A 24,912-nucleotide genomic window follows, 5' to 3' on the forward strand; every position below is an offset into this window, starting at 1 on the left:
CGCTGGCACCCAAGGGACGGTTCAGCTGCAGGGCAATGCTGCGCCCATCGCCCATCCCGATTCAGGGCTGTAGCCTTCTGTTCCCGGCGCGCGGGCCTCGCGTCTTGTCTACCCCCGGACGGGAAGGCTACAGGTGTTATGATCGGTCACATGTTAAGGAACTATTAAATAGGCCAGGGAAGTTCGGTAGTTTCTAATACCACCCTGAAATCCTTCACCCTATGATGAAGCTGGGCTCGCATTGAAGGCAAAATGCGGCAGCCAAATGTGTTGAGACGTTCTGCTCCTTTGCCATCGCGTTCCTAAAGCCACCCCGCACCACCAATGACGTTCCCCTCTGAATCTTTCCTCGACGAGTTCTACCAGTCCTGCGAAGATACCGCTTTGGACCGCCCCGATAAGCCTGAAGAAGCCTGCGGCATCTTCGGCCTCTACGCCCCTGACGAAGAAGTGGCTCGACTGGCCTACTTTGGCCTGTTTGCCCTACAGCACCGAGGCCAGGAGTCGGCGGGCATTGCTACGTTTGATGCCTCGGGTAGCCACTGCTATAAGCACATGGGGCTAGTCTCTCAGGTCTTTGACGATCAGATTTTGCAGGAGCTGTCGGGGCACATTGCGGTGGGGCACAACCGTTACTCCACCACTGGCTCTAGCCATGTCTGCAACGCTCAGCCCGCTGTGGTGCCCACTCGTCTGGGCGACCTCGCCCTGGCCCACAACGGCAACCTGGTCAACGCCGCCGACCTGCGCGAAGAACTCCTCGATCGCAACCATGACCTGATCACTACCACCGACTCTGAGATGATTGCCTTTGCCCTGGCTGAGGCCGTCAACGACGGGGCCGACTGGGTCAAGGCGGCAGAGAAAGCCTTCAACCGCTGCTATGGGGCCTTTAGTCTAGTGATTGGCACCCCCAGCGGCATTCTGGGTGCCCGTGACCAGCAGGGCATTCGGCCCCTGGTGCTAGGCGTACTGGGCTGCGAAATTCCTGAGGTGGGGCAGCCCGCCCACTATGTGCTGGCCTCAGAGACCTGTGCCCTCGATATCATTGGCGCGACCTACGTGCGCGACATTGAACCGGGCGAGCTGGTGTGGATCACCCCTGAGGGGATTAGCTCGCACAAGTGGGCTGAGGCGACGCAGCGCAAGCTCTGCGTCTTCGAGATGATTTACTTCTCGCGCCCCGACAGCATTGTCAACGGCGAGAGTCTCTACAGCTATCGGCGGCGCCTGGGTCACCAGCTGGCAAAAGAGGCCCCCGCCGATGTGGATTTGATTATGGCGGTCCCCGACTCAGGGGTGCCAGCCGCCATCGGCTTTTCGCAGCAGTCCAAGATTCCCTACGCCGAGGGTCTGATCAAAAATCGCTACGTAGGGCGCACGTTTATTCAGCCTACCCAGTCGATGCGGGAAGTGGGCATTCGCATGAAGCTCAACCCCCTCAGAGACGTGCTGGAGGGCAAGCGAATTGTGATTGTGGATGACTCAATTGTGCGAGGCACCACCAGCCGCAAGATTGTGCAGGCCCTGCGGGATGCTGGGGCGATTGAGGTCCACATGCGGATCTCGTCACCGCCAGTTACTCACCCCTGCTTTTACGGCATCGACACCGACAACCAAGATCAGCTCATTGCCGCCACTAAGTCTTTAGAGGAGATTGCAAAGCAAATCAACGTCGATTCGCTGGCCTATCTGAGCTGGGAAGGCATGTTAGAAACCACCTACCAAGATCCCACCAGCTTTTGCTCCGCCTGCTTTACAGGCCGCTACCCGGTGGAAATTCCTGAGCCCTTTAAACGAGCCAAGCTCAAGTTTGAGCTAAAAGAGCCGGTGGCCACCTGACGTTGATTAATAGGCTTGCTTAGAATACTATCCGCTTAACGGACTGGGGCTGATGTCAAACCCAGCTAAAGGGAGCGGATAAACGATGACTAAGGGCAGAATGGAGGCCTTTAGCGACGGGGTGCTCGCCATTATCATTACGATTATGGTGCTAGAGCTAAAAGTACCCCACGGGGCGGATTTGGGGGCGCTGCGCCCGCTGATTCCAGTGATTTTGAGCTACGTGCTCAGCTTTGTCTATATCGGGATTTATTGGAATAACCACCACCATTTGCTCCAGGCGGTGCGCCGGGTTAACGGCAGCGTGCTGTGGGCAAATCTAAACCTGCTGTTTTGGCTGTCTCTGGTTCCCTTTGTGACCGGGTGGATGGGGGAGAACAGCTTTTCGGCGCTGCCTGTGGCGCTCTACGGCGCCGTGCTGCTGCTGTCGGGGGTGGCCTATTTTGTGCTCACCCAGGCGCTAATTGCCTGCGAAGGGCGACAGTCAGCGCTGGCGATCGCCCTGGGGCGCGACTGGAAGGGCAAGGTGTCGGTGGTAATCTATGCGATCGCCATTCCCCTGGCGTTTCTAAAAACCTGGCTGGCTCTGCTGCTCTATATTTTGGTGGCGGTGATGTGGATGATACCTGACCGCCGCATCGAAAAAACGCTGATGTCTTAGGGTTTTAGGCTTTTGGGCGCACCGGGCGCACCGGGCGCAATCGATGCACGCTGGCCGCGTTCCGCAAGGCGGATGCTGCTGGGGAAGCGCTGCTAAAGCTCCTCTGATTGGTGCGCCAAAAAGGCGCGAACGGCGGCATCGGTCGATAGTTTAATGGCCTGGCTATAGCAGGCTTTAGCGCTGTCGAACTGCTGCAACTGCGCCAGCAGATGTCCCCGCAGTGCCCAGTAGGGCTGGTAGGTTTTAAGCGGGCTGGCAGGCAAATCATCGAGGGCCTGCAATCCCCGCTGCGGATTGTGGGCCTCGGCGATCGCGGCGGCCCGCCCTACCCAGGCCCCCAGGGTGGGCGAGATCTGCACCAGGCCGCTGTAGATTTGCACCAGGGCTGCCCAGTCGGTGGTGCCGCCCTTGGCCCGCTGGGCATGTACCGACTGAATCGCGGCTTCGAGCTGAAATCGGCCCCACTGCTTCAGTTTGGAGGCCTGGTTCAGGGTTGCTTCCGCCTCCTGGACCATGGGCATGGACCAAAGGGCTGTGTCCTGCTGCGCAAGGGGAATGTAGGCTCCCTCAGGGCTGCGCCGGGCGGCGTGCCTCGCCTCGCAGTAGAGCATCAGGGCTAAGAGTCCGCGCGCCTCGGCGGCCTGGGGCAGAAGCTGTACACACAGCCGCGCTAGCCAGAGGGCTTCATCGGTGAGTTCGGCAGGGGGTGAGTCGGCGCCGCTAATGCTTTCCCATCCCCGGTTGTAGGCTGCGTAGATGGCTTCCAGCACGGCTTCTAGTCGCTCGGGCAGGTGGGCGATCGCAGGCAGTTCAAAGGGAATGCCCGCATCGCGAATTTTGGCCTTCGCCCGCACTAGGCGCTGGCCCATGGTGGCTGGAGCAACTAAAAAGGCCGAAGCAATGTCTGTCGCTGTGAAGCCCAGCACGGTTTGGAGCATGAGCGGCGTGCGAATGCCCGGATCAATAGTCGGATGGGCGCAGAGAAACAGCAGCTTGAGCCGCTCGTCGGGGAAGGGGGTTTCCATGGCTGGGGCAGCCTGAAGGTCTTGGGCAACTTGTTCGGCAATTTGCTCTAGGGCCGGGATGGTGGCGGCCTTCACCCTGGCGTGGCGATTGGTATCAATTAGGCGACGCCGGGCCGCCACCAGCAGCCAGGCCTCGGGGTTGGCGGGCAGGCCTTGGCTGGGCCAGGTCTTGAGGGCCGCCAGGAAGGCATCGCCGAGGGCATCTTCGGCGGCGGACACATCGCGCGATCGCACCGCCAGATAGGCGACCAGCCGTCCGTAGGAGTTGCGGGCCGCCAGTTCTGCGGCTCGGCGGGCATCCATGGCCTAGCCTGCGTCCATCGGCAGCAGGGGCCTAACCTCCACCCGGCCAGTGGTTGCAGCCGGGCAGCGGGCGGCCCAGTCTAGGGCCACATCTAAATTCGGTACATCCACAATGAACATTCCCCCCAGCTGCTCCTTAGTGTCGGCGTAGGGACCGTCCTGCACCTTGCGGTGGCCAGCTTCTAGCCACAGGGTGGTGCTGGTATGGGGGGGATGCAGGGCCGTGCCGCCGGAGGCTACCCCGGCTTCGGCCAGCGCTTGGGAATAGGCCTGGTAGGCTCCCCAGTAGGCTTCCTGGTGGGTGGCGTCGCTGCGCTTGGCAAACTCCTGCTCAGGCTCGTAAACCATAATGGCGTATTGCATGGAATTCCTTTGAATTAGAACAGTCTAGAAGCATCACTAAATCTGTGCTTCTAAGACTATGACGGGGCGGCCAGGGCCATTTCGACAGGCAGAGACAAAATAATTGCCACACTTCTGAAATTCAACCCAGTTTGTTCCACTAGATTCGCTTAGATTCGCTAAAGGCTAATGCTTGGAATTTAGCCCCAGGCGATGTTTGAGCACTCGCCAGCGGTGGGCGTGGGTGGGCAGCCGCAGCCAGTAGGCCCAGTGGCGCGAAAACGCCCCCAGCCGCCCGGTAATACACAGCCCAAACCCGCACACCACGGCTTCCCCCTGCCCCAGCGTGAGCATGTCGCCGAGGTGATTGTAAACAAAGGGCTTAAGCGGACGGTTGGCGATCAGGGCAAGCAGGTTGTGGGCCACAGCGGGGCCAGCTTGGTAGGCGGCTTGGGCCGTAGTTGGGGCGCGGTCTCGGCCAGGGGCAGGCATGGCGGCCATATCTCCCAGCACAAAGACATTGCTGTGTTCGGCCAGCTGTAGGGTAGGGCGTACCGGGCACTGGCCATACAGGGTTGGTGGGGGCGCACCGCTCCCCAGCCAGGAGCGGGGAACTGTGCCCACCGTCCAGAGCATTAAGTCGGCCTGGCAGCGGCGGCTTTTGCCCTGGTAGTCAAAGGTCATTCCACCGGCATCCACCCCTTCGACGGCGGCGTTGAGGTAGATCTCAACGCCGCGTTTGGCTAAGGCCCGCATGGCCGCCTGCTGCAGCCGTTCGGGGTACGATCGCAAAATTTCTCCCCGGCGATCGACCACGGTGACCTGGCCTCGCTCCCCCAGGCGATCGCTCAGTTTGCAGGCTAGCTCGACGCCGCTGGGGCCAGCCCCGGCGATGACCACCTGCACCTGCGGCTGCCGCTGGAGGTCGGCTAACCGCCGCTCAATCTGCTCGGCATCGGCCAGGGTGGTAAACGGCAGGGTATGGGCCTGGCTGCCAGCGATCGCGGGAGGGCGCATTTGGCTGCCCAGGGCCACGACCAGGTAGTCGTAGGTGAGGGGTTCGCCGTGGCGCAGGGTCACGGTGCGCTGGCTCAGGTCAATGTTTTCTACCCAGTCCTGGCGGAGGTCAATGGCGGTGTGCCTGAGCAAATCTCTGTAGGCAGGGGCGATTTCCCAGGGGGCCAGCTCGTGGGTGAGCAGCTCGTAGAGCATGGGGGTAAAGTTGAAGCGATCGCGCGGCTCCACCAGGGTAATATGCACCTGCTCCGATTTACCCAGGCGCTGGTGCAGCGACAGGGCGCAGTACAGCCCGCCAAATCCGCCCCCCAAAATGCAGATCCGCGCCGCCCTGCCCCTGGGGGGGGCAGTATGTCCAGCAGCAGTGGATATCGATCGCTTGGACGGCATAGAAAAAGAATGCGGGGGGCTGTGCCAAGGGTGCCCAGCTTACTGCACAATAGCGCTAGCCAACAGCGCTAGCCAGCAGCGCTAGCCAACAAGCGCTGTCAATCCTTCGCGATCGCCCTTTTCCGAACCTGAGCCAGGTCAGGAGCCACCGCTATCCCCAGCCCTTCTACCATCGACCTCTGGCTAATCTCCACCGAGAGCGTTGATACCACGGCCCTAACCCTCATGGCAAGCGCCCTATCGGCTGCCGAACAGGCCCAGCTTCAGCGCCTTCGCTTGGCCGCCGCCCAGCGGCAATTTGTCTTGAGCCGGGGCTGTCTGCGCTACCTGCTCAGCCGCTACACCAGTTTTCCTCCGGCTTCCCTGAGCTTTGTCTACGGGCCTCGCGGCAAGCCAGCCCTAGGCCCAGACCAGCCAGATCAGGGGCTAGCCTTCAACCTCTCCCACAGTGGCCCATGGCTGCTGATTGGGGTGAGCGTGGCGCCGGAGATTAGGGAAATTGGGGTCGATATCGAAGTGCTGCGCGCCGTAAAGCATTTGCCCGGCCTCTGCCGACGCTACCTGACTCCAACCGAGGCCGAAACGGTGTTGGCCCAGGGGACGCCCCAGGCCGACCATCAATTTTTGCGCTACTGGACGGGCAAAGAAGCCTGCCTAAAAGCCCTAGGACTGGGCATTGCCAACTCAATGCAGACAATGGAACTAACGCTCAAATCCGATGGGCCTGCCTCGGACCCGGCCCCTATTGCTGTGGCGACCGATTCCCTGCAGCGCCCAGGGCAGCTTTACCAGTGGCAGCCCAACGGGAACTGTTTGGCGGCGATCGCAGTGCAATCTACCCCCCCCTGGGCAGCCCTAACTTTTCGCCTGAAGCAAACTACCCCCGTGGCGCTCGCCCCCTAACACGCTGGGCTCATGCTCTTTCTGCATGGTAGATCACCCATCTCTCCCTCCCCTAGTACTGCTGGACGGACCTCCAGCCACCTTCAACTCCCCTGGCTCCCTAGCCCCACTGCTCCCTTGCGATCGGCATAGTTCAGAAACCTATGCCGCAGTCTACTAAGCGTCTCCCAGATCGGCGATGCCCAGCGGCGAAAGGGTGTCGTCCTGATTCCAGGAAATATCCGGCATGGCCACAGAGGCCTCCCGCAGGGAAACCTCCCAGTGCTTGCGCATTTTAATTAGGTAGGGGTCCCCCGCATGGAACTGCGCCCGGTGCCGTACCTCAAAACTGTTTGCCTGATACATCGCCATGTGGATCGGCGGCCCCACCGACAGGTTCGATCGCATCGTCGAGTCGATCGAGAGCAGGGCGCACTTAGCCACCGCGTCTAAGGGCACATCGAAGCCCAGGGTTCTATCTAGGATAGGTTTACCGTATTTGGTTTCGCCGATCTGTAAAAACGGCGTCTCGCGCGTGGCCTGAATGCAGTTGCCCTGGCTGTAAACCAAAAAGAGCTCTGGGGCTTCTCCCTGAACCTGGCCGCCCAGTAAAAAGCTGCATTGAAAATCAATTTTGTCTTTTTCAAGCCAGGGGCGGTCAGCTTCCTGCAGGGCGCGAATTTGATCGCCCAAATAGCGCGCCACATCGTAAAGGGTGGGCAGGCTGTGCAGGTTAAACTCGCGATCGCGCTTGATATCCTGGGTCAGCTTGTGCACCACTGCCTGGGTGATCGACAGATTGCCAGAGGTACAGAGCAAAATGACGCGATCGCCCGGCTTAGAAAAATCAAACAGCTTGCGGTAGGACGAAATGTAGTCAACCCCAGCGCTGGTTCTAGAGTCAGCCGCCAAGACCAACCCCTCCTTTACCAAAATGCCTAAGCAGTACGTCATGAGTTTGATAGAGATGTGCGATCGCTCTTGCGATCGGGGTGAGAGGCTGCTGCCCTACAAAAAAGCGCCGGTCAGCCCAGCGCCCTAAGACTACACCTAAATCCTACAGAAACCCCATAGACTGGCCCACCGAGTTCAACCGACCCAGCAGCGGCCAGACAATATGGCAGCGGGCTACGAACCCGTTTGCTTACTGGAGGTCTGGATGTACAGAATCAGTAGAAAAACCGTCGGCACCAGAACAAAGAGAATGCTGGCTACAAAACCAAGTTTATTAACTTCCATCTTGCCTCTACTCTCAACCCAACAACGTCGCCTCAGAACTTCCACCCTAGCGGCTCCGTAGCTCACCGTACCTCACAGAGGCAGGTGACCCAGCAGCCTAAAAAGAATAAAAACTCCGATGAACTTAAGGATATCACTCTACCCGATGGGAATGCCTGCTGGGACGTGGAGCGTGCGGCCGACGCTAATCAACTGGCCCTGCACCAATTTTGACCCGCTATGGCGATCGCTATATTTGGATTATTTGGCGACCGACTTAGCTTTGCGGCTGGGCTTAGTGACCACGGAAACCGGCCCGTGCACTGTCGTTTGACAGGCCAAACGACAGCTCGAAGGCCACTTTTTCAGCTTGCGGTCCTCCACCTGAGTCCGGGGAGAAAGGTTTTCTTCCCCCGACACCACATCCACCACGCAGGTGCCGCACTGGCCATAGCCGCCGCAGTTCATCAGCTTGCCGCTAAAGGTGTAGATATCGATCCGGTTTTCTAATGCTTTGAAACGCAGGTTGGCACCATCGGCAACGATAATCTCTCTGTCTTCGTTAACAAACTTAACATTGGCCATTGGGGCAATCTCCTTTCCGTGCTGCGTCGTTAATGGCTTTCAGAATCAAGCCTTTGGCCGCTGGGTCTATTCCCCTGCCCAGGGTAACTCTGGGGATTTTCCTGAGCTGCTGCTGGACCCTGTTGCGGGGAAAAATCAGAATAGTTACACTTCTTCAAGTAATGTCATTGTTACATTCCATCTGTACCAAATGATTCACCATCCAACCACGGTTGAGCCCGTTGGGGCAACGCTGGGACAATGGGTTCAATTGGGGCGGTTCTGGGAGCCTGATTCTGATAGGCTAATCAGTATCTGGCATGTTTAAGACAATTCCACAAAACAACACTGTTTTACCTAGAGGAGGAGCGTAGTCAATGGGACTACCCTGGTACCGGGTACACACGGTCGTCATTAACGATCCCGGGCGACTGATCGCTGTACACCTTATGCATACGGCTCTAGTAGCTGGCTGGGCCGGCTCGATGGCCCTTTTTGAACTCTCTACCTTCGACCCCAGTGACCCTGTACTCAACCCCATGTGGCGGCAGGGCATGTTTGTATTGCCCTTCATGGCTCGCCTGGGTGTAACTGAGTCCTGGGGTGGCTGGAGTGTGACGGGCGCTTCTGCTGTCAACCCTGGCTTTTGGTCCTTTGAGGGTGTAGCCGCTGCGCACATCGTTTTGTCAGGGCTGCTGTTTTTGGCGGCCTGCTGGCACTGGGTCTATTGGGATCTAGACCTGTTTCGCGATCCTCGCACGGGTGAGCCAGCCCTGGATCTGCCCAAGATGTTTGGCATTCACTTGTTTCTATCGGGTCTGCTCTGCTTTGGTTTCGGGGCCTTCCACCTAACTGGCCTCTGGGGGCCTGGGATGTGGGTCTCTGACCCCTACGGCCTGACGGGACATGTGCAGGGAGTTGCTCCCGAATGGGGTGCCGCAGGCTTCAACCCCTTCAATCCTGGCGGGATTGTGGCTCACCACATCGCTGCCGGTATCGTTGGTATTATTGCTGGCCTGTTTCACCTGACGGTGCGCCCGCCCCAGCGGCTTTACAAAGCTCTGCGCATGGGCAACATCGAGACCGTGCTCTCCAGCAGCATTGCGGCGGTCTTCTTTGCGGCCTTTGTGGTCGCTGGCACCATGTGGTACGGCAGTGCCGCTACCCCCATCGAGCTGTTTGGCCCCACCCGCTACCAGTGGGATGGCGACTACTTTAAGCAGGAAATTCAGCGCCGGGTTCAGGCCGATGTCAATGCTGGGTACTCCCTGGCTGAGGCCTACGCCGGTATTCCTGAGAAGCTGGCTTTCTACGACTATGTCGGCAACAGCCCTGCGAAGGGCGGTCTGTTCCGAGTTGGGCCTATGGTTCAGGGCGATGGCATTGCAGAGGGCTGGCTCGGCCATCCTGTCTTTAAAGACAAGGAAGGTCGTGAACTGACTGTGCGTCGTCTGCCTAACTTCTTTGAGACCTTCCCTGTGGTGCTGGTCGACAAAGATGGCGTCGTTCGCGCTGATATTCCGTTCCGTCGGGCTGAATCTAAGTACAGCTTTGAGCAGACTGGCGTGACGGCAACGTTCTACGGCGGCGATTTGGCTGGCCAAACCATCACCGAGCCATCTCTAGTGAAGCGCTACGCTCGTAAGGCCCAGTTGGGTGAGCCCTTCGAGTTCGATCGCGAAACCCTGGGCTCGGACGGCGTATTCCGCACTAGCACGCGCGGCTGGTTTACCTACGGCCACGCTGTGTTTGCGCTGCTCTTCTTCTTTGGCCATATCTGGCATGGTTCTCGTACTCTGTTCCGAGATGTGTTTGCCGGTATCGATCCAGACCTATCTGCTGAGCAGGTGGAGTGGGGCTTCTTCCAGAAGGTGGGCGATACGTCTACCCGTAAAGAGGAAACCGTTTAGTTGCTCCTGAGTTAAGCTGCCCGACGGATGAAGAACCATACTCAGCCGCCGGGCAGCTTTCCCGTAATCCTTGTAAACTAAAGACAATCTGGTTGAGTAGGAGCCTTTTTAACCATGGAAGCTGTCGCTTACATCTTCATTTTTGCCTGCATCATTGGCACGCTCTTCTTTGCGATCGCCTTTCGCGAGCCTCCCCGTATTCCCAAGGACTAGTTCCTTTGAAGGATGTCAAAGCCGTGATGACTTTGTGATTACCATAATTGGGTAAGTCTTTCGAGTTATTGCGATTGTTTTCTCACAATTTAATTACTATAGAGGCAAGTCTTCTCTGCATCGGAGAGGCTTGCCTTTATTTTTCTCCAAGCTGCCCGTGCCATTGAGGGCAGCTTGGTCAACCGTCCTCCCATTGGGAGTGTGTCTATGCATTGCCCGTTCTGTCAGCATCTGAACAACCGAGTGTTAGAGTCGCGATCCGCGGAGGGGGGGCGAAGCATTCGCAGGCGGCGAGAATGTCTGCGCTGTGAACGGCGGTTTACCACCTACGAACGCATCGAGTATGTGCCCGTCACCGTCATCAAGCGCAGCGAAGACCGAGAACTGTTTGAGCGCTCCAAGGTGCTGCGGGGCATTGTACGGGCCTGTGAAAAAACGCCAGTGTCGTCGCTAGCCATGGAGGCGATTGTTGACGACATTGAGGCTGAACTTCAGCAGCGCGCTACCCGAGAGGTGACCAGTGCTGAAATTGGCGAAATGGTGTTGGCTAAGCTCCAGGCAATGAACGAGGTCGCTTTTGTGCGGTTTGCGTCGGTCTATCGGCAGTTCCAGGGAATTCGCGATTTTGCCGAAACCCTCAGCCAGCTGAGGGACAAGCGATGCGATCGCCCCCCCGGTGAACCCGAAAATAGCCAGTCATCAGCCTATGTGATTTCTGCCCCATCCCTGTAAGGCAACAACCACAGGGAGTTCGCCGTGGACTTAACCAATCCTGACGGTGAGCTATCAACAACACCTCCTCTTCCGCTATAATTTTAATCCTGTGGGTTTATCGGGCTGTCTACGCCGGCACGCTGCTGCGTGGAGGTCGGGCTGTCACATATCTGAGTTGATTGTTTTGTACGTCTACACGGAAACCGCAGTACTACGGAGAAATAATAGGACAACACTAGCATGCTCAATCAGGACGTAAAGGACGCTGACATCGGGTTTACACACGAAGACTTTGCCGCGCTACTAGACCAGTACGACTATCACTTCAACCCAGGCGATACCGTCTCTGGCACCGTGTTTAGTCTTGAGCCCAGGGGTGCCCTGATTGATATTGGTGCTAAAACCGCCGCCTATCTGCCCATTCAGGAGATGTCAATCAATCGGGTTGACCATCCCGAAGAGGTGCTGCGCTCTAACGAAACCCGCGAGTTCTTTATTCTTACCGACGAAAACGAGGATGGTCAGCTGACCCTTTCCATTCGCCGGATTGAGTACATGCGCGCCTGGGAGCGGGTCCGTCAGCTTCAGCAGGAGGATGCCACGGTGCGGTCCGGGGTGTTTGCTACCAACCGAGGTGGTGCGCTGGTGCGCATCGAGGGGCTGCGGGGCTTCATTCCCGGTTCCCATATCAGCACCCGCAAGCCTAAGGAAGACCTGGTGGGTGAAGATCTGCCCCTCAAGTTTCTAGAGGTTGATGAAGAGCGCAATCGTCTCGTACTCAGTCATCGCCGTGCCCTGGTTGAGCGCAAGATGAATGGACTCCAGGTGGGCGAGGTTGTGCTGGGAGCGGTGCGTGGCCTCAAGCCCTACGGTGCCTTTATCGATATTGGCGGTGTCAGCGGTCTGCTGCACATCTCTGAGATCTCCCACGACCACATCGACACGCCTCACAGCGTGCTCAATGTCAACGACGAGATCAAGGTCATGATCATCGATCTAGATGCCGAACGGGGCCGGATTTCGCTTTCCACCAAGCAGCTTGAGCCCGAACCTGGCGATATGGTGAAAAACCCTGACCTGGTTTACGATAAAGCCGAAGAAATGGCGGCCAAGTATCGGGAAGCCATGCGTCGTCAAGCCGCCGAGCAGGCTGGCGAAGTTCTGGATGAACCTGAAGAGGCCTACGTGGAGGAAGAGGAAGTGGCGGTTGCCGTCGACTAGGCGGTGGCCTAGTCTAATGCCTCACTGAATGCTTCCAGCGCCCGCTCGACGATACTGTCGGGCGGGCGCCATCTGTATTGGCCCAGGTCAATGCGGCCCCGGTGGTCAAACTCAATCCCCTCGTCTTCGAGCAGGACGCGCTGAATATAGTCGGTGCCGTTGCGCCGGGGGGATTCAGAGACTTCACCTTTGGCGTTGATCACGCGCTGCCAGGGCACGTCAGCCATAGTCATATCAACGCGGTAGAGGGCATATCCGACCAGGCGGGGCTTCCCTATCAGCCCGGCTAATTCTGCCACCTGGCCGTAGGTGGCAACCTTGCCCCTCGGAATTTGGCGCACTACGGCGTAAATGCGTTCATAGGTGAGCATCGGTCAAGTCCCGATCCCCTTGGCACGAGGGCTGCGCAGCACTACCAGCGAAAAATCGGCGACGGCGATCGCGCTACCCGGCTTATAGGTTTGGCTGTCTTTGCTAAAGCCATTCGGCTCGCTGGTGTTTAGCACCGTCGACCAGCGCTCTTTTTCAATCTCCGTAGGAATCTGAAACTCCTGGGGATCGGCCTGGGCGTTGAAAAACAGCAAAAAGCTGTCGCCTACCAGCCGCTCCCCAGCGGCTTGAACGGCCATCAGTTCTTCGCCGTTGAGGTAGACTGCGATCGCTTTAGCCGAGCCATCATGCCACTGATCGGGGCCAATCTCGCTGCCGTCGGGGTTATACCAGCCAATATCGTGCACCCCAGACCCATGGATGGCCCGCCCCTGAAACCAGTGACGGCGGGCGAAGGCAGGGTGGTCTTGGCGGAGCTGGATCAGCTGGCGAACGAAGGACAACTGATCCAGCTCCGCCGAGTCTAGCTTCCAGTCAAACCACGACAGCTTGCTATCCTGGCAGTAGGTATTGTTGTTGCCCTGCTGGGTGCGGCTAATCTCATCGCCACCCAGAATCATGGGCACCCCCTGGGACAAAAATAGCGTGGCCAGCAGGTTGCGCTGCTGTCGGTGACGCAGGGCCAAAATCTCTGGGTCGTCGGTGTCGCCCTCGGCCCCACAGTTCCAGGAGCGGTTGTAGCTCTCCCCGTCGCGGTTATTCTCGTGGTTGGCCAGGTTGTGCTTTTCGTTGTAGCTGACCAAATCCCTCAGGGTAAAGCCGTCGTGGCAGGTGATGAAGTTAATGCTGGCGTGGGGCCGTTTGCCGTTGGCCTGGTACAGGTCAGAGCTGCCGGTAATGCGAAAGGCAAACTCCCCTAGGCGGCAGTCGTGGTCGCGCCAGAAGTCGCGCATAGAATCGCGGTATTTGCCGTTCCACTCGGACCACAACAGGGGAAAGTTTCCCACCTGATAACCCCCTTCACCCAGATCCCAGGGCTCAGCAATGAGCTTAATGGTGGATAGAACCGGATCTTGGTGAATGATGTCGAAAAAGGCGGCCAGGCTGTCGACCTCGTAGAGCTCGCGCGCCAGGGCCGAAGCCAAGTCAAAGCGAAAGCCATCCACATGCATTTCCTGCACCCAGTAGCGCAGGCTATCCATAATTAGCTTCAGCACTTGGGGATGGCGCACATTGAGCGAGTTGCCGCAGCCGGTGAAGTCCATGTAGTATCGGGGAGCATCCTCGACCAAGCGGTAGTAGGCGGCATTGTCGATGCCCCGCAGGCTCAGCGTCGGCCCAAGGTGGCTGCCCTCTCCAGTGTGGTTGTAAACCACATCTAAAATCACCTCAATGCCTTCCCGGTGCAGGGCCTTGACCATTTGCTTAAATTCGTTCACCTGACCACCGGCCTGCCCCGTGCTGCTGTATCCCCCGTAGGGAGCGAAGTAGTTCAGCGAGTCGTAGCCCCAGTAGTTGCGCAGCCCCGTGTTGGCTAAATGCCCTGGATATGCATGGAAGTGATGCACAGGCAACAGTTCCACAGCGGTAATGCCCAACTGGGTCAGGTGGTTAATTACGGCCTCGTGGGCCAGACCGGCATAGGTACCGCGCAGAGCCTCAGGCACCTCGGGATGGAGCTGGGTTAGCCCCTTAACGTGGGTTTCATAGATGACGGTGCGATGCCAGGGGATGTCCAGGGGGCGATCGCCCTCCCAGTCGAAGTTAGAATCGACCACCACCGCCTTGGGCATAAAGGCGGAACTATCCACCTTAGAGAAGGATAGATCTAGATTTTCTAGATCATCGGTGGCCTCTATGTCGTAGCTGAAAATGGCCGGATCAAACTGCACATCGCCATCTAGAGCGCGGGCGTAGGGATCGATGAGCAGCTTGTGGGGATTAAAGCGGTGCCCGGCTTTGGGGTTGTGGGGACCAGAGACCCGAAAGCCGTAGCGCTGGCCCGGCCCTACCTCGGTTAAATAGCCGTGCCAAACGTAGTTGTCGACCTCGGTCAGGGAGATACGAGTTTCCCGATCGCCAGCATCAAATAGGCAGAGTTCAACAGCCGTTGCATTCTCCGAAAACAAGGCGAAGTTGGTGCCCGTGCCATCCCAGGTGGCGCCGAGGGGATGGGGACGACCCGGCCAGACTTGCATTCCCATGGTGAGCGCGGCTTCCTAATAACTCCAGACAGAGGTGTAAGACTGAGTCGACTGTGTCTTCCCTAGGTTACCAGGCCTCAGTGACCAGCGTAGCAGCAGGTTTAGGTGCCCTAGCCTTATAAAACTTTTATAGTCTTGCAGTAGTATTGCCCTCATATATAGGTTGTCGATCTGATTCTGTATCGATTAATACTAATTGGCTTTATAAACTCGACAAGGTAGGAGTGGTTAGCAATGCCTATTACAAAACGCTGTTTGGCCGAGTTTTTCGGCACGTTGTGGCTGGTGCTGGGCGGCTGCGGCAGCGCCGTTCTGGCAGGTAAATTTCTCGATGGCAGCGGTGCCTTCAACTTGGGCATTGGTTTTTTGGGCGTCGCTTTAGCCTTTGGTCTGACCGTGCTGACAATGGCCTACGCTATTGGCCATATCTCAGGCTGTCACCTCAACCCAGCGGTGTCTTTTGGCCTGTGGGCCGCCGGTCGGTTTCCCAGTGGGGAACTGCTGCCCTACATCGCGGCCCAGGTGCTGGGCGGTATTGTGGGGGCAGGTATTGTCTACCTAATTGCCTCGGGGCAACCTGGGTTTGCCATCGACCCCTCTGTCGGCAACCCCCTCGCTACCAATGGCTTTGGCGCTCATTCTCCGGGTGGCTTTAGCCTGCTGGCCTGCTTCGTTTGCGAAATCGTAATGACTTTCTTTTTTCTGATGATTATCCTGGGCTCTACCGACTTTCGTGCTCCCGTTGGCCTGGCTCCGGTGGCGATTGGTCTATCCCTGACGCTGATTCACCTGATCAGCATTCCGGTCACTAATACCTCTGTCAACCCGGCTCGCAGCACTGGCCCGGCCCTGTTTGTGGGCCTTCCGCTGATTGGTCAACTGTGGCTGTTTTGGGTGGCTCCCATTCTGGGCGCTCTGCTGGCTGGCTGGGTTTATGCCACTTTCTTTGCCGATGCTAGCGAAAAGACCGCCCGCACTGATCAGCCAAACACGGTGGCCTAGCCTCATTCCTTGGGGCTGATCCACCGATCCTACTGCGGCGGTTTGGGAAAGGAAATTTGAAGCTTGAGACGCTAACGTTAGCCGGGGGATGTCCTCTCCCGGTTTTTTGAATTTTGAGATTTGAATGCTTACCGAAGTTGATGACCACAGCTTCCACGCACTGATCAGCCAAACACGGTGGCCTAGCCTCATTCCTTGGGGCTGATCCACCGATCCTACTGCGGCGGTTTGGGAAAGGAAATTTGAAGCTTGAGACGCTAACGTTAGCCGGGGGATGTCCTCTCCCGGTTTTTTGAATTTTGAGATTTGAATGCTTACCGAAGTTGATGACCACAGCTTCCACAAAAGCGATCGCTGGGGTCTACGGCGGTGCCGCACTGGGGGCAGAATTTTTTGGCATTAGAGACATTGGTGTTGTCCATACTAAGGGTCATCTCGCCCATCCGCATAGTCATGGGGCTGGCTGACATCTCCATATTGCCCATTTTCATCGGGCCCATAGGAGCCATGGGGGCCATGGTCCCCATGGCAGAGCCAACCTCAGTGGGCTGGAGGGGAACGGCCCGTTCATCTGGCCACTGGGCGGCGTTATCAGACAGAATCTGGGTGCCCTGCACCTGCCAAATAAACGCCCCTTGAGCCGTGACGCAGCGAATCAGCACGCCGTCGCCCACCTGTACTGCCCGGGGCACTTCAGTCCATACACCCGTGAGAATCTGGGTGCCCGACTGCTGTTGCTGCCCGGGACCACTGCTAGCAAGGGTAATGACAGTGTTAGGGGCGGGGTTATCAAGATATATCTTTTGGTGGGGGCCAAGATTGTACTGATAGCGCATAGTTAGCCTCGACAAACGCCGTGGGTTTTCTAGAGATGAACTACCCAAAGCTGTGTCTTTAGCGTGAGCGGTTCTACAGGTATGCTAGGGCAAAATCTAGACCCTTGGGAGATCTGCAAGGTCTTTTTGGCCAGGATATAGGTTCTGTTTTGGATCGAACTCCGGTTCGCCAAGAGCCAGGTAGGGAATCCTTAAGGAAAATGCGATCGGACAATTTTTGGCCTGCCAGTTACAATCTGAAGGCCTGTGGAGTTCCTGGTTTAATGCTGTAACTGATCACGCTGCGAAGACAATACGCCTAGGTTGAGCTAGATGGGCCAGGGTGTAATGCTTTGGCGGAACCTCCCCAAAAGGGAATCGCTTCTATGGCTAAAAAAAGCGCCGGTCTACTGATGTACCGCACCCAGAGTAGCCGTCTAGAATTGCTGCTAGTACATTCGGGCGGTCCCTACTGGGCAAACCGCTGCTGGCAGGCCTGGACAATTCCCAAGGGCGAAATTGATCCCGGTGAAGATACCTTTGAGGCCGCGAAGCGCGAGTTTTTTGAAGAGACTGGGCAGTTCCCTACCGGCGACTTTCGCCCCCTAAGGCCGGTACGCCAGGCCGGGGGCAAACTGGTGTTTGCCTGGGCCTTTGAAGGCAACTTTGATCCCGCCAATTTGCGCAGCAATACGTTTGTGCTGGAGTGGCCGCCCAATTCTGGAGTGCTGAAAGAGTTTCCTGAGGTAGACCAAGCGGCTTGGTTTAATTTAGAAGAGGCCAAGAAGCGCATTATTAAAGCCCAGGGCCAGTTCCTAGACGAACTGGTGCAGATGCTGGGCCATGTGCCCCTGTCCTGAGCGTCTAAACCTTTTTCTAAAGCTTTAAGATCTCGGCTGCTGCAAAAACTGCCGTAGCCGGGTCATGGCCAGGTTTTGGCCCAAATTTAGGGGCAGCGCTGAGACCCCCTCCAACCGCGACTGTACCCACTGGTCACCCCAATACCATTCGTGGAAACCGTCAATACCACTCGACAGCACCATAGAAAGGCTGTAGTCGTTAACTTGCTTAACCTCGTGGTGAATTTCAATTGGGCCGATATAGCTATTAAAGCTGAGCCCGCTGTGCAGTTCACTGGGTAACCCGTGGCTGAAGCGCTGGGGCCAGAGCCAGTGGCTAAATTTACCGGGCTGCACCAAACTGGCCTGAATTTGCCCCTGGGTGGCCTCGACTTCAATGCGGAGGTGGCTGTGCTGAAATGTGCCTAGCATAGGGTGGTGGGGCCGCAAACAACATCTCCCAGTATGCCAAAAGAAAACCAATGGGAAGGAGCTCCAGAGGATCGACTGAGCCATGGCCCCAGGGTCGGCAAACCCTCCCAACCCCGCATCCCCAAACCTTCTACAATAATTACTAAGCAATATTAAGTAAAGACTGGGGCAGCGCATGGTAGATCAACTGATTCGGGCTACCGCCGCTGATGGCGGCATTCGGGTGGTCGGCGTCATCACCACAAAAATGACCGAGGTGGCCCGGCAGCGCCACGGACTGTCCTACGTGGCTACGGCGGCGCTGGGTCGTACACTCTCGGCGGGGTTGCTGTTGGCCTCAAGCATGAAACAACCCCAGGGAAGGGTCAACATTCGGGTACGGGGCGATGGTCCCCTGGGCGGCATCCTAGTCGATGCTGGAATGGATGGTACGGCCCGAGGCTATGTCGACAACCCGGCCATTGAGCTGCCGCCTAATGCCCAGGGTAAGCTCGACGTGGGCGGTGCTGTGGGCCGCAATGGCTATGTATATGTCGTACGCGACATGGGTTATGGCTATCCCTACTCCAGCACCGTAGAGCTGGTTTCGGGAGAAATCGGTGACGACCTCACCCACTACTTGGTGAACTCTGAGCAAACCCCCTCTGCCCTGGTGCTGGGAGTGTTTGTTGGCGCCAACGGAGTGGAGGCCGCTGGGGGGCTGCTGCTGCAAATTTTGCCCCGTGCCGCTGAAGATGAGGAGATGGTATCTCTCATTGAAAGTCGCCTAGCGGGCCTAACTGGCTTTACCCCGCTGCTGCGGGCCAGCAAAACCCTGCCCCAAATTTTTGACGACTTGGTGGGCGATTTGGGCCTGGAGATTTTGCCTGAAACCCAAATGGTGCAGTTCCAATGTCCCTGTTCTTTCGATCGCATGCTGCGGGCGCTCAAGATGCTGGGCGAAGATGAACTCCAAGACATGATCGAAAAAGACGAGGGTGCCGAAGCAATCTGCCATTTTTGCAATGAGGTCTACCATACCGACAGCGATCAGCTGGCAGAGCTAATTGAGGATTTGCGGGAGGAGCGCCAGGAGGCGAATCGGTAGCCTAAGGATGCAATGGCTGCCCTTCTAAAGCCCTGTCAAGCGGCGGTAGGCTACAGCCAGGGCCGCTTCATCTCCTACATTGCCAGGAAACAGCACCACGGGCAGGTCAGGAAACTGGGCATGGTCGGCGGGGGTGCGCACCACAGAGACCCCAGGCAAAATTTGACCCAGCAGGCGGGCCGTCCGTAGGGCCAGACCAGTGCTAAGGGTGTCGTTGGAGGTAATGCCCCCTTTGCTGATGAGAAAACCAATGTCATCGGGCAAACCTTTTATCACAGCCATCAGCAAAGCGGAAACCTCGACGCCAAAATCGAGACGGGCCTGCACGGTGTCGAAGGTGAGTTCGTCGCGGCTGGTGTAGACCGCAGGCACCTGGCCGCTGCTGTGGGCCGTTTCTACCTGGGCTAGAATGTCGGTGAGCAGCTCGCTGGAAGCCGTTTGGCCACCATCCCGCAGCTGGGTCACGTTTACTTCAATGCCGATTACCCCTGGCTCTTTCAGCAATTTGCCTAGCTGTTGAGTTGTTTTTTTGACGTGAGAACCGACGATGATAGCGCCAGGCCGTCCGTCACGCACGTAGGTGCCCATGTGGTCAGAATCGATGGGCTGGGCAGGAAGATCGGCCAGGGCGGTGAGAATGCTGGCGGCGCTGCGAAACAAAAAGCGCTTGCCCCGGGCGGCTGCGGCTAATACGTCCTGGGCAAACTGGTCGAGGTCGGCCTGGGTTTCGCCATCGACAACACCGCAGATGTTATTCTGCAGAGCCATCAACCGCTTTAGGGATCCAGCCCGCATATCGGTCAGGGTAAAGCGCTCAACGGCCTTAGCCTGGATGCGCCCGGCGGTTTTTTCGGCTACGTAGTCGGGCAGGTAGCTGGTGCTGTAGCCAAAGACAGAATCTTTGGCAAACTCGGTTTGGTGGACGGGAGTGGGGGTGCCATCTACCATCAGGTAGTGAATGCTGTTGCGGGTGATGCGCCCCCCTTCAAAAAAGGCCGGCACCAAAAAGTGGGCATCGAAGGGGCCGAGTTCGTCTGCGATCGCGTCGGTTTCGACCGGGTAGTGGCCCCGCAAGGTAGAGTCGGAGCGGCTGACCACGAGGAAATCCTGGGTGCCTTCGAGGGCGATCGCCTGCTTTAAATTTTGGCAAACCTCGCGGGTCACTGCTTCAGCATCGCAAGGGGAAAGGGCACGGGTATTGGTCAGCACAAAGAAAATTGGCGACCTGTCTTGCAGCCCCTGGCGCAGGGTGTCCACATCCCACTGCATGAGCAGCAGACAGCTGTGCACCGTTTGAGATCCGGTGGGGTCATCATCTAAAACAATAATCTTGGGCTGAGCCATGGATGTTGGCCTCGGTAGGTTCAACAATTATCGCGGATGGCTAGGTGCACTATCGCCCATGGCGGGAAGTTGGCCAAGCCAGAACAAAACAAAATGGGGTTCCCAGATTGTTCTAGGAACCCCATTTGTGTGTGGTGGCGGGGCATGGATTTGAACCATGGACCTTCGGGTTATGAGCCCGACGAGCTACCAGACTGCTCTACCCCGCGTCGGCTTATACAGTATAGCGATAAATGTTCCCAGATAACAATCTAATTTCCTCTAAGGGCAGACTTTTCTTCGTTGATCGCCCTCGATCCTTTTATGGGAGAGGCTTTCAGTACATCATGGGCAAATCGCCTACGACGTCAAGGCGCTTATAGTTGCCGATTTCCATGTAGGTTTCAGCCAGGGTGTCGGCCACCGTGGGCGATAGCCAACCCAGCTGCCGCAGGGTAAAGATGGCGCAGGCGTATTTGGCTCGCTTAGCCCCGTCAATTACTTTAATGGCTAGGCCAAGACCTTCCCCCACCCGGCCAATACACTGAATGCCCTCGGCTCCCGATTTGCTGACCAAGGCCCCGTTGGTTAAGTTCATCAGGACGGTGTCGAAGGCGTCGGGGCCGCCCACCATGTCGGGGTGGCTGGTCATGGCTCGCACAATGCGCTCCATATCCAGGTTGCTGCCCGAGGACAGCATGGCGTACAGCGTTGCCATCTGGCTCAGCTGCATGAAGTAGGTAGGGGCACCGCAGTCGTCGTGGGCGCAGATAAACTCGTCGGAGGGCATGCCCAGCAGTTCTGAAATGCGGGCCACGATCAGCTTTTGTACGGGGTGGTTGCGATCGAGGTAGCTCTCCAGCGGCCAGTTGCGCTGCTGAGAAACGGCCAGCATACCGGCGTGCTTGCCTGAACAGTTGTGCTCCAGGGGGCTTTTTTTGCCCGCCGGGGTGGGGCAGCGCAGGGCGGTGGTGTCGAGGTCAGCCTGCCAGAGAATGTGAAAAACCTGGCGCACCTGCTCGATGGTGCCCTGGTGGGAGCCGCACATGATGGCCAGATCGCGATCGTCGAGGTTGTAGCGCTCAAGGGCACCCGCCGCCGTCACCGCCAGAGCTTGAAAGGGTTTGAGGGCTGAGCGAATGAAGGTGCCCAGTTCACCGTTTCCGGCCACCGACAGGGTGCGGCCCCGATTGTCGCACACCGCTACGTGGGCCACGTGGTTGGACTCTACGATGCCCTCGCGCAGCAGCTGTATCTCTAGCTCTTTGGTTTGGTGTCGATTAACCCGACTGCTGGTCATAATAGGGGCTCTGCGGTGAACAACGGTGGAGCAGCGGGTGTGCAAAGGGACAAACTCCGCTATACAAGGGGCCAGACAGCCAGCCCCAGGGCCAGCAAAAGAGCCATTACCCCTAGGGTACGGCGAATGCGCTGGAGCACGGGCTGCACTTGATAGTCAACAATGAGGCGATCGCGGTTTGAAACCTCCTCTGGCTTAATCCAAAGCTGACCGTCGTACCAGCCCGACTCTTCGTAGGGTACCGTGGTTTGCCGGAGCCTTCCGCCCACATGGGCCCAGCCGACATAGAGCTGGAGCAGAGCCAGGGTGGGTAGCACCAGGGCTCCCATGGCGGCGCTGAGGCTGAAGGGCATGGGGTGCTTTGCTGGGGTAAAGCTGGCTGCGGCCATGGGACCGGCCACGGCCCAGCCAACTACCCAGAGTACTACCAAAGGCTTGAGGTATCCCTTCAAATTGCGGCTACCCCAGCCGTAGAACCAAGAATCTCGCACATCCTGGTATTCGTTGATGGGCTGTTGCTCAGCCGGTACCGGACATCGTTGAGGCATTGCCACCGACACTATGCGAATCTAGCTCTAGACTAAACGAATTGCCTGCCAATAGGAATCTCTGCAAGGCAATTCGTTGTTCTCTATGGCTGCCAGTACTGTCCTCAACCCTACCGTTGGCAAAGCCAGCACTGTCAGCCGCTTGCGAATCCCCGGCTGTGGGCCATTTGCCTTCAGAATTGCTCGCCATGGGAACACGTAAAAGAACTCCAGGTTTTTGCTATAGCCCTGCTGCTTAAAACTGACCCCGTTGCTTAAAACTGAGACGGACTGAAGTGCTGACCAGAGGGCTGATAGACGATTTGGTTGGCGTGGCCCCAAAAGGCCTCGAGGTCGTAGTAGTCTCTGGCCTCGGGCATGAAGATGTGGGCAATGACTTCGCCGTAATCCATCACAATCCAGCTGCCTTCGCCCTGGCCTTCTACCCTCAGGGGGCGGCGGTTGTAGTTGGTTTCAAGGGTGGCTTCGATGGAGCGGGTAATAGCGCGCACCTGAACCGCTGAGAAGCCAGTTGCCACCACAAAATAATCGGCCAGATACGACACATCTCCCACCTGCAAAATCGTGATGTTGCCCGCTTTACGCTCATCGGCGGCGGCGGCGATCGCGTAGGCCAGCTGGAGGGCGTCATCCTCGGTCTGATTGGGCTCAGGGCCAGGGGAGGCGCTTTCTAAGGGGATCACTGGATGGGTTGCAGGCTGACGATGGGGAGAATGGGTCATACGCAATTGGGTAATGGGGCAAGGAGATAGAGCAGATATCCAGGCCGATCCTCAAACCACACCTATGGAACCCTTGGGAAACCATTGGCGCTGAAATTATTGGTGTGACGTATTGTCTGCCACCTGCTCCAGGGATCGTTAGCCCCATTGTAGGGGATGAGTCCCAGCGTCCGCAGGCCTAACGCCGACCATAGTCATAATCTGTTATCGAAACTTGCGGCTGCAGCGAGGAGAAAGTTCCTCCCAAACTGGGAACCTTGAGCCTGCCGTGGGATAAAGTTTCAGATCCCAAACTAGACTCAGCGTATATCATTGATCGTCAATATTTAGTAAGTAGCTGCTAAGACGGGGGCGGCAATTTTTGGCCTCCCGAGCGTAGATGCTCTGCGGCTCGGCTTTAATTTTTACAGGGGAAAATACGATGCCTCAACTCACGCAAGGTCTTATTATTGCTGTTTTAATTGGCCTGCTGCTGGCAATTATTGTGGGGTACTACCTGCGCCAGGGCCAGGTAAATGAGTTGAGCGAGGCTCTGCACCAGAGTCAAAAGCGCCAGGAGGATCTGGCGCAGGAGCATGAGCAGCGGCTGCGCGACGCCACCCTCCAGCTCCAAAAAGACTACGAAATGCAGCTGGCTGAAAATATGGAGCGCTACCAGGCTCAATACGATGAGCACCGCCGCCAGATCGAAGCTGAATATCGTGCTCGCCAAAGTATGGGGGGCACAGGGGCGGCCATCGATGCCGACAGCACCGCCGAGCAGCGCATTCGCAAGCAGTACGAGGCGCGCCTGAAGGAAGCTGCCGCCAAAATTCAGCAGGCTTACGAGCAGCACCTGCAAGAAAAGCTGGTTGAGGCGCGATCGCAGGCCCAGCAAGACTACGATCAACGCCTGGCTGAGGCGTTGGCCCCCTATCAGAATGAAGCCTCGGCTAGCCTAGCCCAAGACCCCAGCCCTCTGCCCCTCTCTGCCGCAGGGGTAGGGGCATCCGCGATCGGGAGTGTAGAGTCGTCAGCCCTGGCTGAGGTAGAGGCCCGCCTCCAGAGTGAGTATGACCAACGTCTAGCCGAGCGTTTGGCCGAGTATCAAGACGACATGAATCAGCGTCTGGCTCAGGTGGAGCAAGACTACCAGACCCGCCTGACCATGGCCCAGGGCACCCCCGCCCCTGACTCCACCGTCGCTGACCCCTCCCCAGAAGAATTGGAGCTCAACCTGCGGCGCGAGCTAGAGGCCAGCCTGCGGGAAGAGTATGAGCAGAAGCTAGCCGAAAAAATTGAGCATTACCAGGATGAGCTGACCCAGCGCACCCAGGAGCTAGAGCAAAGCTTTGAGGCTCGGCTTCAGCTGCTCCAGACCTCACCATCTGACGCCCCTGCCCCCGCCGCATCTGAGTTTGACTTAGATACGGCCATTGCCGCCGCCAGCGCAGCTACCCTGGACGCCAGCGTAGAAACCGGCCTAAAGGGTGAGGAAGCTCTCTCCGCCGAACCCACCACGCCATCATCAGCTGTCGGTATGGATTTTGATGCCTTCGCAGCCAGCGATCTGGAGAACGCGCAGGCTGAGGAGTTCTCTCTAGACCCCAATGTCGACAATACACCCCCCGGCGCTAGCGGCATGGAAGCCGATCTAGACCTAGGCCTAGATGATGCTCAGGTCGATGAGTTTGCTCTAGATCCTAACTTTGACTCTGGCAGTTTTGAGGCTACCGACCTGGAAGCTGACCTGGGCTTCGAGCCGGATCTTTCCTCGGAGCCAGGGCCATACCCCACCACTGATATGGGTTTTGACGCCCTTTTAGAAGATGATCTGGGCAGTGCACAGGCCGATGAATTGGGGCTAGACCCCGACTTCGATCCCGAAAGCCTCGATTTAGAGGCTCTGCTCAACGCCCCAGAACCCAATAACGCCTCTGAGGATCTGCTCAACGGCCTGGACGATATCAGCGATTTAAGCTGATAGTAAGCAGGCTAGTGGACTGCGATACAAGTGTGGCGACGACTA

The 24,912-nt window shown here is 57.6% G+C and carries 25 protein-coding genes and 1 tRNA gene; 11 read left to right on the forward strand and 15 right to left on the reverse strand.

Annotated elements, in window-relative coordinates:
- Window positions 1-324 precede the first annotated feature (324 nt).
- Both purF and LEPTO7104_RS0118975 read left to right on the forward strand, forming a co-directional pair.
- On the forward strand, window positions 325-1,842 hold the full coding sequence (gene purF / locus LEPTO7104_RS0118970; RefSeq protein ID WP_017300166.1) for an amidophosphoribosyltransferase: 1,518 nt from the start codon (window positions 325-327) through the stop codon (window positions 1,840-1,842).
- A gap of 85 nt (window positions 1,843-1,927) precedes the next feature.
- A complete protein-coding gene (locus tag LEPTO7104_RS0118975; RefSeq protein WP_026072853.1) occupies window positions 1,928-2,503 on the forward strand; it encodes a TMEM175 family protein in 576 nt (191 codons plus the stop codon).
- Between the two features lie 92 nt (window positions 2,504-2,595).
- Here LEPTO7104_RS0118975 and LEPTO7104_RS0118980 read toward each other — a convergent pair whose 3' ends face one another.
- From LEPTO7104_RS0118980 to LEPTO7104_RS34545, 3 genes are all read right to left on the reverse strand, one after another.
- Window positions 2,596-3,831 (reverse strand): RNA polymerase sigma factor, encoded by a 1,236-nt coding sequence (locus tag LEPTO7104_RS0118980; RefSeq protein ID WP_017300168.1) that lies wholly within the window; start codon window positions 3,829-3,831, stop codon window positions 2,596-2,598.
- Between the two features lie 3 nt (window positions 3,832-3,834).
- A complete protein-coding gene (locus tag LEPTO7104_RS0118985; RefSeq protein ID WP_017300169.1) occupies window positions 3,835-4,194 on the reverse strand; it encodes a YciI family protein in 360 nt (119 codons plus the stop codon).
- Window positions 4,195-4,359: 165 nt separating this feature from the next.
- On the reverse strand, window positions 4,360-5,580 hold the full coding sequence (locus tag LEPTO7104_RS34545; protein WP_083887096.1) for an NAD(P)/FAD-dependent oxidoreductase: 1,221 nt from the start codon (window positions 5,578-5,580) through the stop codon (window positions 4,360-4,362).
- A 225-nt stretch (window positions 5,581-5,805) separates the two neighbouring features.
- Between LEPTO7104_RS34545 and LEPTO7104_RS34550 the strand changes: the two genes are divergently transcribed.
- On the forward strand, window positions 5,806-6,483 hold the full coding sequence (locus tag LEPTO7104_RS34550; protein WP_017300172.1) for a 4'-phosphopantetheinyl transferase family protein: 678 nt from the start codon (window positions 5,806-5,808) through the stop codon (window positions 6,481-6,483).
- Window positions 6,484-6,639: 156 nt separating this feature from the next.
- On the opposite strand, the gene LEPTO7104_RS0119005 is transcribed toward LEPTO7104_RS34550, so the two are convergent.
- The 3 genes from LEPTO7104_RS0119005 to LEPTO7104_RS0119015 form a co-directional block, all read right to left on the reverse strand.
- On the reverse strand, window positions 6,640-7,416 hold the full coding sequence (locus LEPTO7104_RS0119005) for a proteasome-type protease (protein WP_017300173.1): 777 nt from the start codon (window positions 7,414-7,416) through the stop codon (window positions 6,640-6,642).
- Between the two features lie 174 nt (window positions 7,417-7,590).
- Complete coding sequence (gene psbM, locus LEPTO7104_RS0119010; RefSeq protein ID WP_017300174.1) at window positions 7,591-7,701, reverse strand: photosystem II reaction center protein PsbM; 111 nt, start codon at window positions 7,699-7,701, stop codon at window positions 7,591-7,593.
- Window positions 7,702-7,941: 240 nt separating this feature from the next.
- The gene (locus tag LEPTO7104_RS0119015; protein ID WP_017300175.1) at window positions 7,942-8,265 is read right to left on the reverse strand and encodes a 2Fe-2S iron-sulfur cluster-binding protein; all 324 of its coding nucleotides are present in this window, start codon (window positions 8,263-8,265) and stop codon (window positions 7,942-7,944) included.
- A gap of 356 nt (window positions 8,266-8,621) precedes the next feature.
- Between LEPTO7104_RS0119015 and psbB the strand changes: the two genes are divergently transcribed.
- The 4 genes from psbB (at window position 8,622) to LEPTO7104_RS0119035 (ending at window position 12,302) form a co-directional block, all read left to right on the forward strand.
- Complete coding sequence (gene psbB / locus LEPTO7104_RS0119020; protein ID WP_026072854.1) at window positions 8,622-10,154, forward strand: photosystem II chlorophyll-binding protein CP47; 1,533 nt, start codon at window positions 8,622-8,624, stop codon at window positions 10,152-10,154.
- Window positions 10,155-10,268: 114 nt separating this feature from the next.
- On the forward strand, window positions 10,269-10,367 hold the full coding sequence (locus LEPTO7104_RS0119025; protein ID WP_017300177.1) for a photosystem II reaction center protein T: 99 nt from the start codon (window positions 10,269-10,271) through the stop codon (window positions 10,365-10,367).
- A gap of 207 nt (window positions 10,368-10,574) precedes the next feature.
- Window positions 10,575-11,099, forward strand: coding sequence for a transcriptional regulator NrdR (gene nrdR / locus LEPTO7104_RS0119030; protein WP_026072855.1), 525 nt, complete (start codon window positions 10,575-10,577; stop codon window positions 11,097-11,099).
- 222 nt (window positions 11,100-11,321) lie between these two features.
- Window positions 11,322-12,302, forward strand: a complete 981-nt coding sequence (locus LEPTO7104_RS0119035) for a 30S ribosomal protein S1 (protein ID WP_017300179.1) — start codon at window positions 11,322-11,324, stop codon at window positions 12,300-12,302.
- A gap of 8 nt (window positions 12,303-12,310) precedes the next feature.
- Here LEPTO7104_RS0119035 and LEPTO7104_RS0119040 read toward each other — a convergent pair whose 3' ends face one another.
- The gene (locus LEPTO7104_RS0119040) at window positions 12,311-12,673 is read right to left on the reverse strand and encodes an MGMT family protein (protein WP_017300180.1); all 363 of its coding nucleotides are present in this window, start codon (window positions 12,671-12,673) and stop codon (window positions 12,311-12,313) included.
- Window positions 12,674-12,676: 3 nt separating this feature from the next.
- The gene (gene glgX / locus LEPTO7104_RS0119045) at window positions 12,677-14,836 is read right to left on the reverse strand and encodes a glycogen debranching protein GlgX (RefSeq protein ID WP_026072856.1); all 2,160 of its coding nucleotides are present in this window, start codon (window positions 14,834-14,836) and stop codon (window positions 12,677-12,679) included.
- Between the two features lie 234 nt (window positions 14,837-15,070).
- Between glgX and aqpZ the strand changes: the two genes are divergently transcribed.
- Window positions 15,071-15,838, forward strand: a complete 768-nt coding sequence (gene aqpZ / locus LEPTO7104_RS0119050; RefSeq protein WP_017300182.1) for an aquaporin Z — start codon at window positions 15,071-15,073, stop codon at window positions 15,836-15,838.
- Between the two features lie 314 nt (window positions 15,839-16,152).
- Here the strand turns inward: aqpZ and LEPTO7104_RS0119055 are convergent, their stop codons facing one another.
- Window positions 16,153-16,674: a zinc ribbon domain-containing protein gene (locus LEPTO7104_RS0119055; protein ID WP_017300183.1), complete on the reverse strand. Its 522-nt coding sequence runs from the start codon at window positions 16,672-16,674 to the stop codon at window positions 16,153-16,155.
- A gap of 365 nt (window positions 16,675-17,039) precedes the next feature.
- Here LEPTO7104_RS0119055 and LEPTO7104_RS0119060 point away from each other — a divergent pair, with 365 nt between their 5' ends.
- Complete coding sequence (locus LEPTO7104_RS0119060; RefSeq protein ID WP_017300184.1) at window positions 17,040-17,513, forward strand: NUDIX hydrolase; 474 nt, start codon at window positions 17,040-17,042, stop codon at window positions 17,511-17,513.
- Window positions 17,514-17,537: 24 nt separating this feature from the next.
- Here LEPTO7104_RS0119060 and LEPTO7104_RS0119065 read toward each other — a convergent pair whose 3' ends face one another.
- Window positions 17,538-17,924: a hypothetical protein gene (locus tag LEPTO7104_RS0119065; RefSeq protein ID WP_017300185.1), complete on the reverse strand. Its 387-nt coding sequence runs from the start codon at window positions 17,922-17,924 to the stop codon at window positions 17,538-17,540.
- Window positions 17,925-18,099: 175 nt separating this feature from the next.
- Here LEPTO7104_RS0119065 and hslO point away from each other — a divergent pair, with 175 nt between their 5' ends.
- Entirely contained in the window at window positions 18,100-19,011 is a 912-nt protein-coding gene (gene hslO, locus LEPTO7104_RS0119070; protein ID WP_017300186.1) for an Hsp33 family molecular chaperone HslO, read from the forward strand.
- 24 nt (window positions 19,012-19,035) lie between these two features.
- On the opposite strand, the gene LEPTO7104_RS0119075 is transcribed toward hslO, so the two are convergent.
- From LEPTO7104_RS0119075 to rsfS, 5 genes are all read right to left on the reverse strand, one after another.
- Window positions 19,036-20,355 carry a four-carbon acid sugar kinase family protein gene (locus LEPTO7104_RS0119075; protein ID WP_017300187.1) on the reverse strand — a complete coding sequence of 440 codons (1,320 nt, stop codon included), beginning with the start codon at window positions 20,353-20,355 and terminating at the stop codon, window positions 19,036-19,038.
- A gap of 132 nt (window positions 20,356-20,487) precedes the next feature.
- Window positions 20,488-20,564, reverse strand: a tRNA-Met gene (locus LEPTO7104_RS0119080).
- Between the two features lie 107 nt (window positions 20,565-20,671).
- Window positions 20,672-21,634: an asparaginase gene (locus LEPTO7104_RS0119085; protein ID WP_017300188.1), complete on the reverse strand. Its 963-nt coding sequence runs from the start codon at window positions 21,632-21,634 to the stop codon at window positions 20,672-20,674.
- A 59-nt stretch (window positions 21,635-21,693) separates the two neighbouring features.
- Window positions 21,694-22,182, reverse strand: a complete 489-nt coding sequence (locus LEPTO7104_RS0119090; RefSeq protein WP_017300189.1) for a CGLD27 family protein — start codon at window positions 22,180-22,182, stop codon at window positions 21,694-21,696.
- A 254-nt stretch (window positions 22,183-22,436) separates the two neighbouring features.
- Window positions 22,437-22,904 carry a ribosome silencing factor gene (rsfS, locus tag LEPTO7104_RS0119095; protein ID WP_017300190.1) on the reverse strand — a complete coding sequence of 156 codons (468 nt, stop codon included), beginning with the start codon at window positions 22,902-22,904 and terminating at the stop codon, window positions 22,437-22,439.
- A 421-nt stretch (window positions 22,905-23,325) separates the two neighbouring features.
- Between rsfS and LEPTO7104_RS0119100 the strand changes: the two genes are divergently transcribed.
- Window positions 23,326-24,867: a coiled-coil domain-containing protein gene (locus LEPTO7104_RS0119100; RefSeq protein ID WP_155523699.1), complete on the forward strand. Its 1,542-nt coding sequence runs from the start codon at window positions 23,326-23,328 to the stop codon at window positions 24,865-24,867.
- Window positions 24,868-24,912 lie beyond the last annotated feature (45 nt).

The organism is Nodosilinea nodulosa PCC 7104, assembly GCF_000309385.1.
In the GTDB taxonomy this organism is placed as follows: Bacteria; Cyanobacteriota; Cyanobacteriia; order Phormidesmidales; family Phormidesmidaceae; genus Nodosilinea; species Nodosilinea nodulosa.

Coding starts and splice junctions, on each gene's coding strand:
- purF (WP_017300166.1), top strand. CDS start 325: ATGACGTTCCCCTCTGAATCTTTCCTCGACGAGTTCTACCAGTCCTGC.
- LEPTO7104_RS0118975 (WP_026072853.1), top strand. CDS start 1,928: ATGACTAAGGGCAGAATGGAGGCCTTTAGCGACGGGGTGCTCGCCATT.
- LEPTO7104_RS0118980 (WP_017300168.1), bottom strand. CDS start 3,831: ATGGATGCCCGCCGAGCCGCAGAACTGGCGGCCCGCAACTCCTACGGA.
- LEPTO7104_RS0118985 (WP_017300169.1), bottom strand. CDS start 4,194: ATGCAATACGCCATTATGGTTTACGAGCCTGAGCAGGAGTTTGCCAAG.
- LEPTO7104_RS34545 (WP_083887096.1), bottom strand. CDS start 5,580: ATGCCGTCCAAGCGATCGATATCCACTGCTGCTGGACATACTGCCCCC.
- LEPTO7104_RS34550 (WP_017300172.1), top strand. CDS start 5,806: ATGGCAAGCGCCCTATCGGCTGCCGAACAGGCCCAGCTTCAGCGCCTT.
- LEPTO7104_RS0119005 (WP_017300173.1), bottom strand. CDS start 7,416: ATGACGTACTGCTTAGGCATTTTGGTAAAGGAGGGGTTGGTCTTGGCG.
- psbM (WP_017300174.1), bottom strand. CDS start 7,701: ATGGAAGTTAATAAACTTGGTTTTGTAGCCAGCATTCTCTTTGTTCTG.
- LEPTO7104_RS0119015 (WP_017300175.1), bottom strand. CDS start 8,265: ATGGCCAATGTTAAGTTTGTTAACGAAGACAGAGAGATTATCGTTGCC.
- psbB (WP_026072854.1), top strand. CDS start 8,622: ATGGGACTACCCTGGTACCGGGTACACACGGTCGTCATTAACGATCCC.
- LEPTO7104_RS0119025 (WP_017300177.1), top strand. CDS start 10,269: ATGGAAGCTGTCGCTTACATCTTCATTTTTGCCTGCATCATTGGCACG.
- nrdR (WP_026072855.1), top strand. CDS start 10,575: ATGCATTGCCCGTTCTGTCAGCATCTGAACAACCGAGTGTTAGAGTCG.
- LEPTO7104_RS0119035 (WP_017300179.1), top strand. CDS start 11,322: ATGCTCAATCAGGACGTAAAGGACGCTGACATCGGGTTTACACACGAA.
- LEPTO7104_RS0119040 (WP_017300180.1), bottom strand. CDS start 12,673: ATGCTCACCTATGAACGCATTTACGCCGTAGTGCGCCAAATTCCGAGG.
- glgX (WP_026072856.1), bottom strand. CDS start 14,836: ATGGGAATGCAAGTCTGGCCGGGTCGTCCCCATCCCCTCGGCGCCACC.
- aqpZ (WP_017300182.1), top strand. CDS start 15,071: ATGCCTATTACAAAACGCTGTTTGGCCGAGTTTTTCGGCACGTTGTGG.
- LEPTO7104_RS0119055 (WP_017300183.1), bottom strand. CDS start 16,674: ATGCGCTATCAGTACAATCTTGGCCCCCACCAAAAGATATATCTTGAT.
- LEPTO7104_RS0119060 (WP_017300184.1), top strand. CDS start 17,040: ATGGCTAAAAAAAGCGCCGGTCTACTGATGTACCGCACCCAGAGTAGC.
- LEPTO7104_RS0119065 (WP_017300185.1), bottom strand. CDS start 17,924: ATGCTAGGCACATTTCAGCACAGCCACCTCCGCATTGAAGTCGAGGCC.
- hslO (WP_017300186.1), top strand. CDS start 18,100: ATGGTAGATCAACTGATTCGGGCTACCGCCGCTGATGGCGGCATTCGG.
- LEPTO7104_RS0119075 (WP_017300187.1), bottom strand. CDS start 20,355: ATGGCTCAGCCCAAGATTATTGTTTTAGATGATGACCCCACCGGATCT.
- LEPTO7104_RS0119085 (WP_017300188.1), bottom strand. CDS start 21,634: ATGACCAGCAGTCGGGTTAATCGACACCAAACCAAAGAGCTAGAGATA.
- LEPTO7104_RS0119090 (WP_017300189.1), bottom strand. CDS start 22,182: ATGCCTCAACGATGTCCGGTACCGGCTGAGCAACAGCCCATCAACGAA.
- rsfS (WP_017300190.1), bottom strand. CDS start 22,904: ATGACCCATTCTCCCCATCGTCAGCCTGCAACCCATCCAGTGATCCCC.
- LEPTO7104_RS0119100 (WP_155523699.1), top strand. CDS start 23,326: ATGCCTCAACTCACGCAAGGTCTTATTATTGCTGTTTTAATTGGCCTG.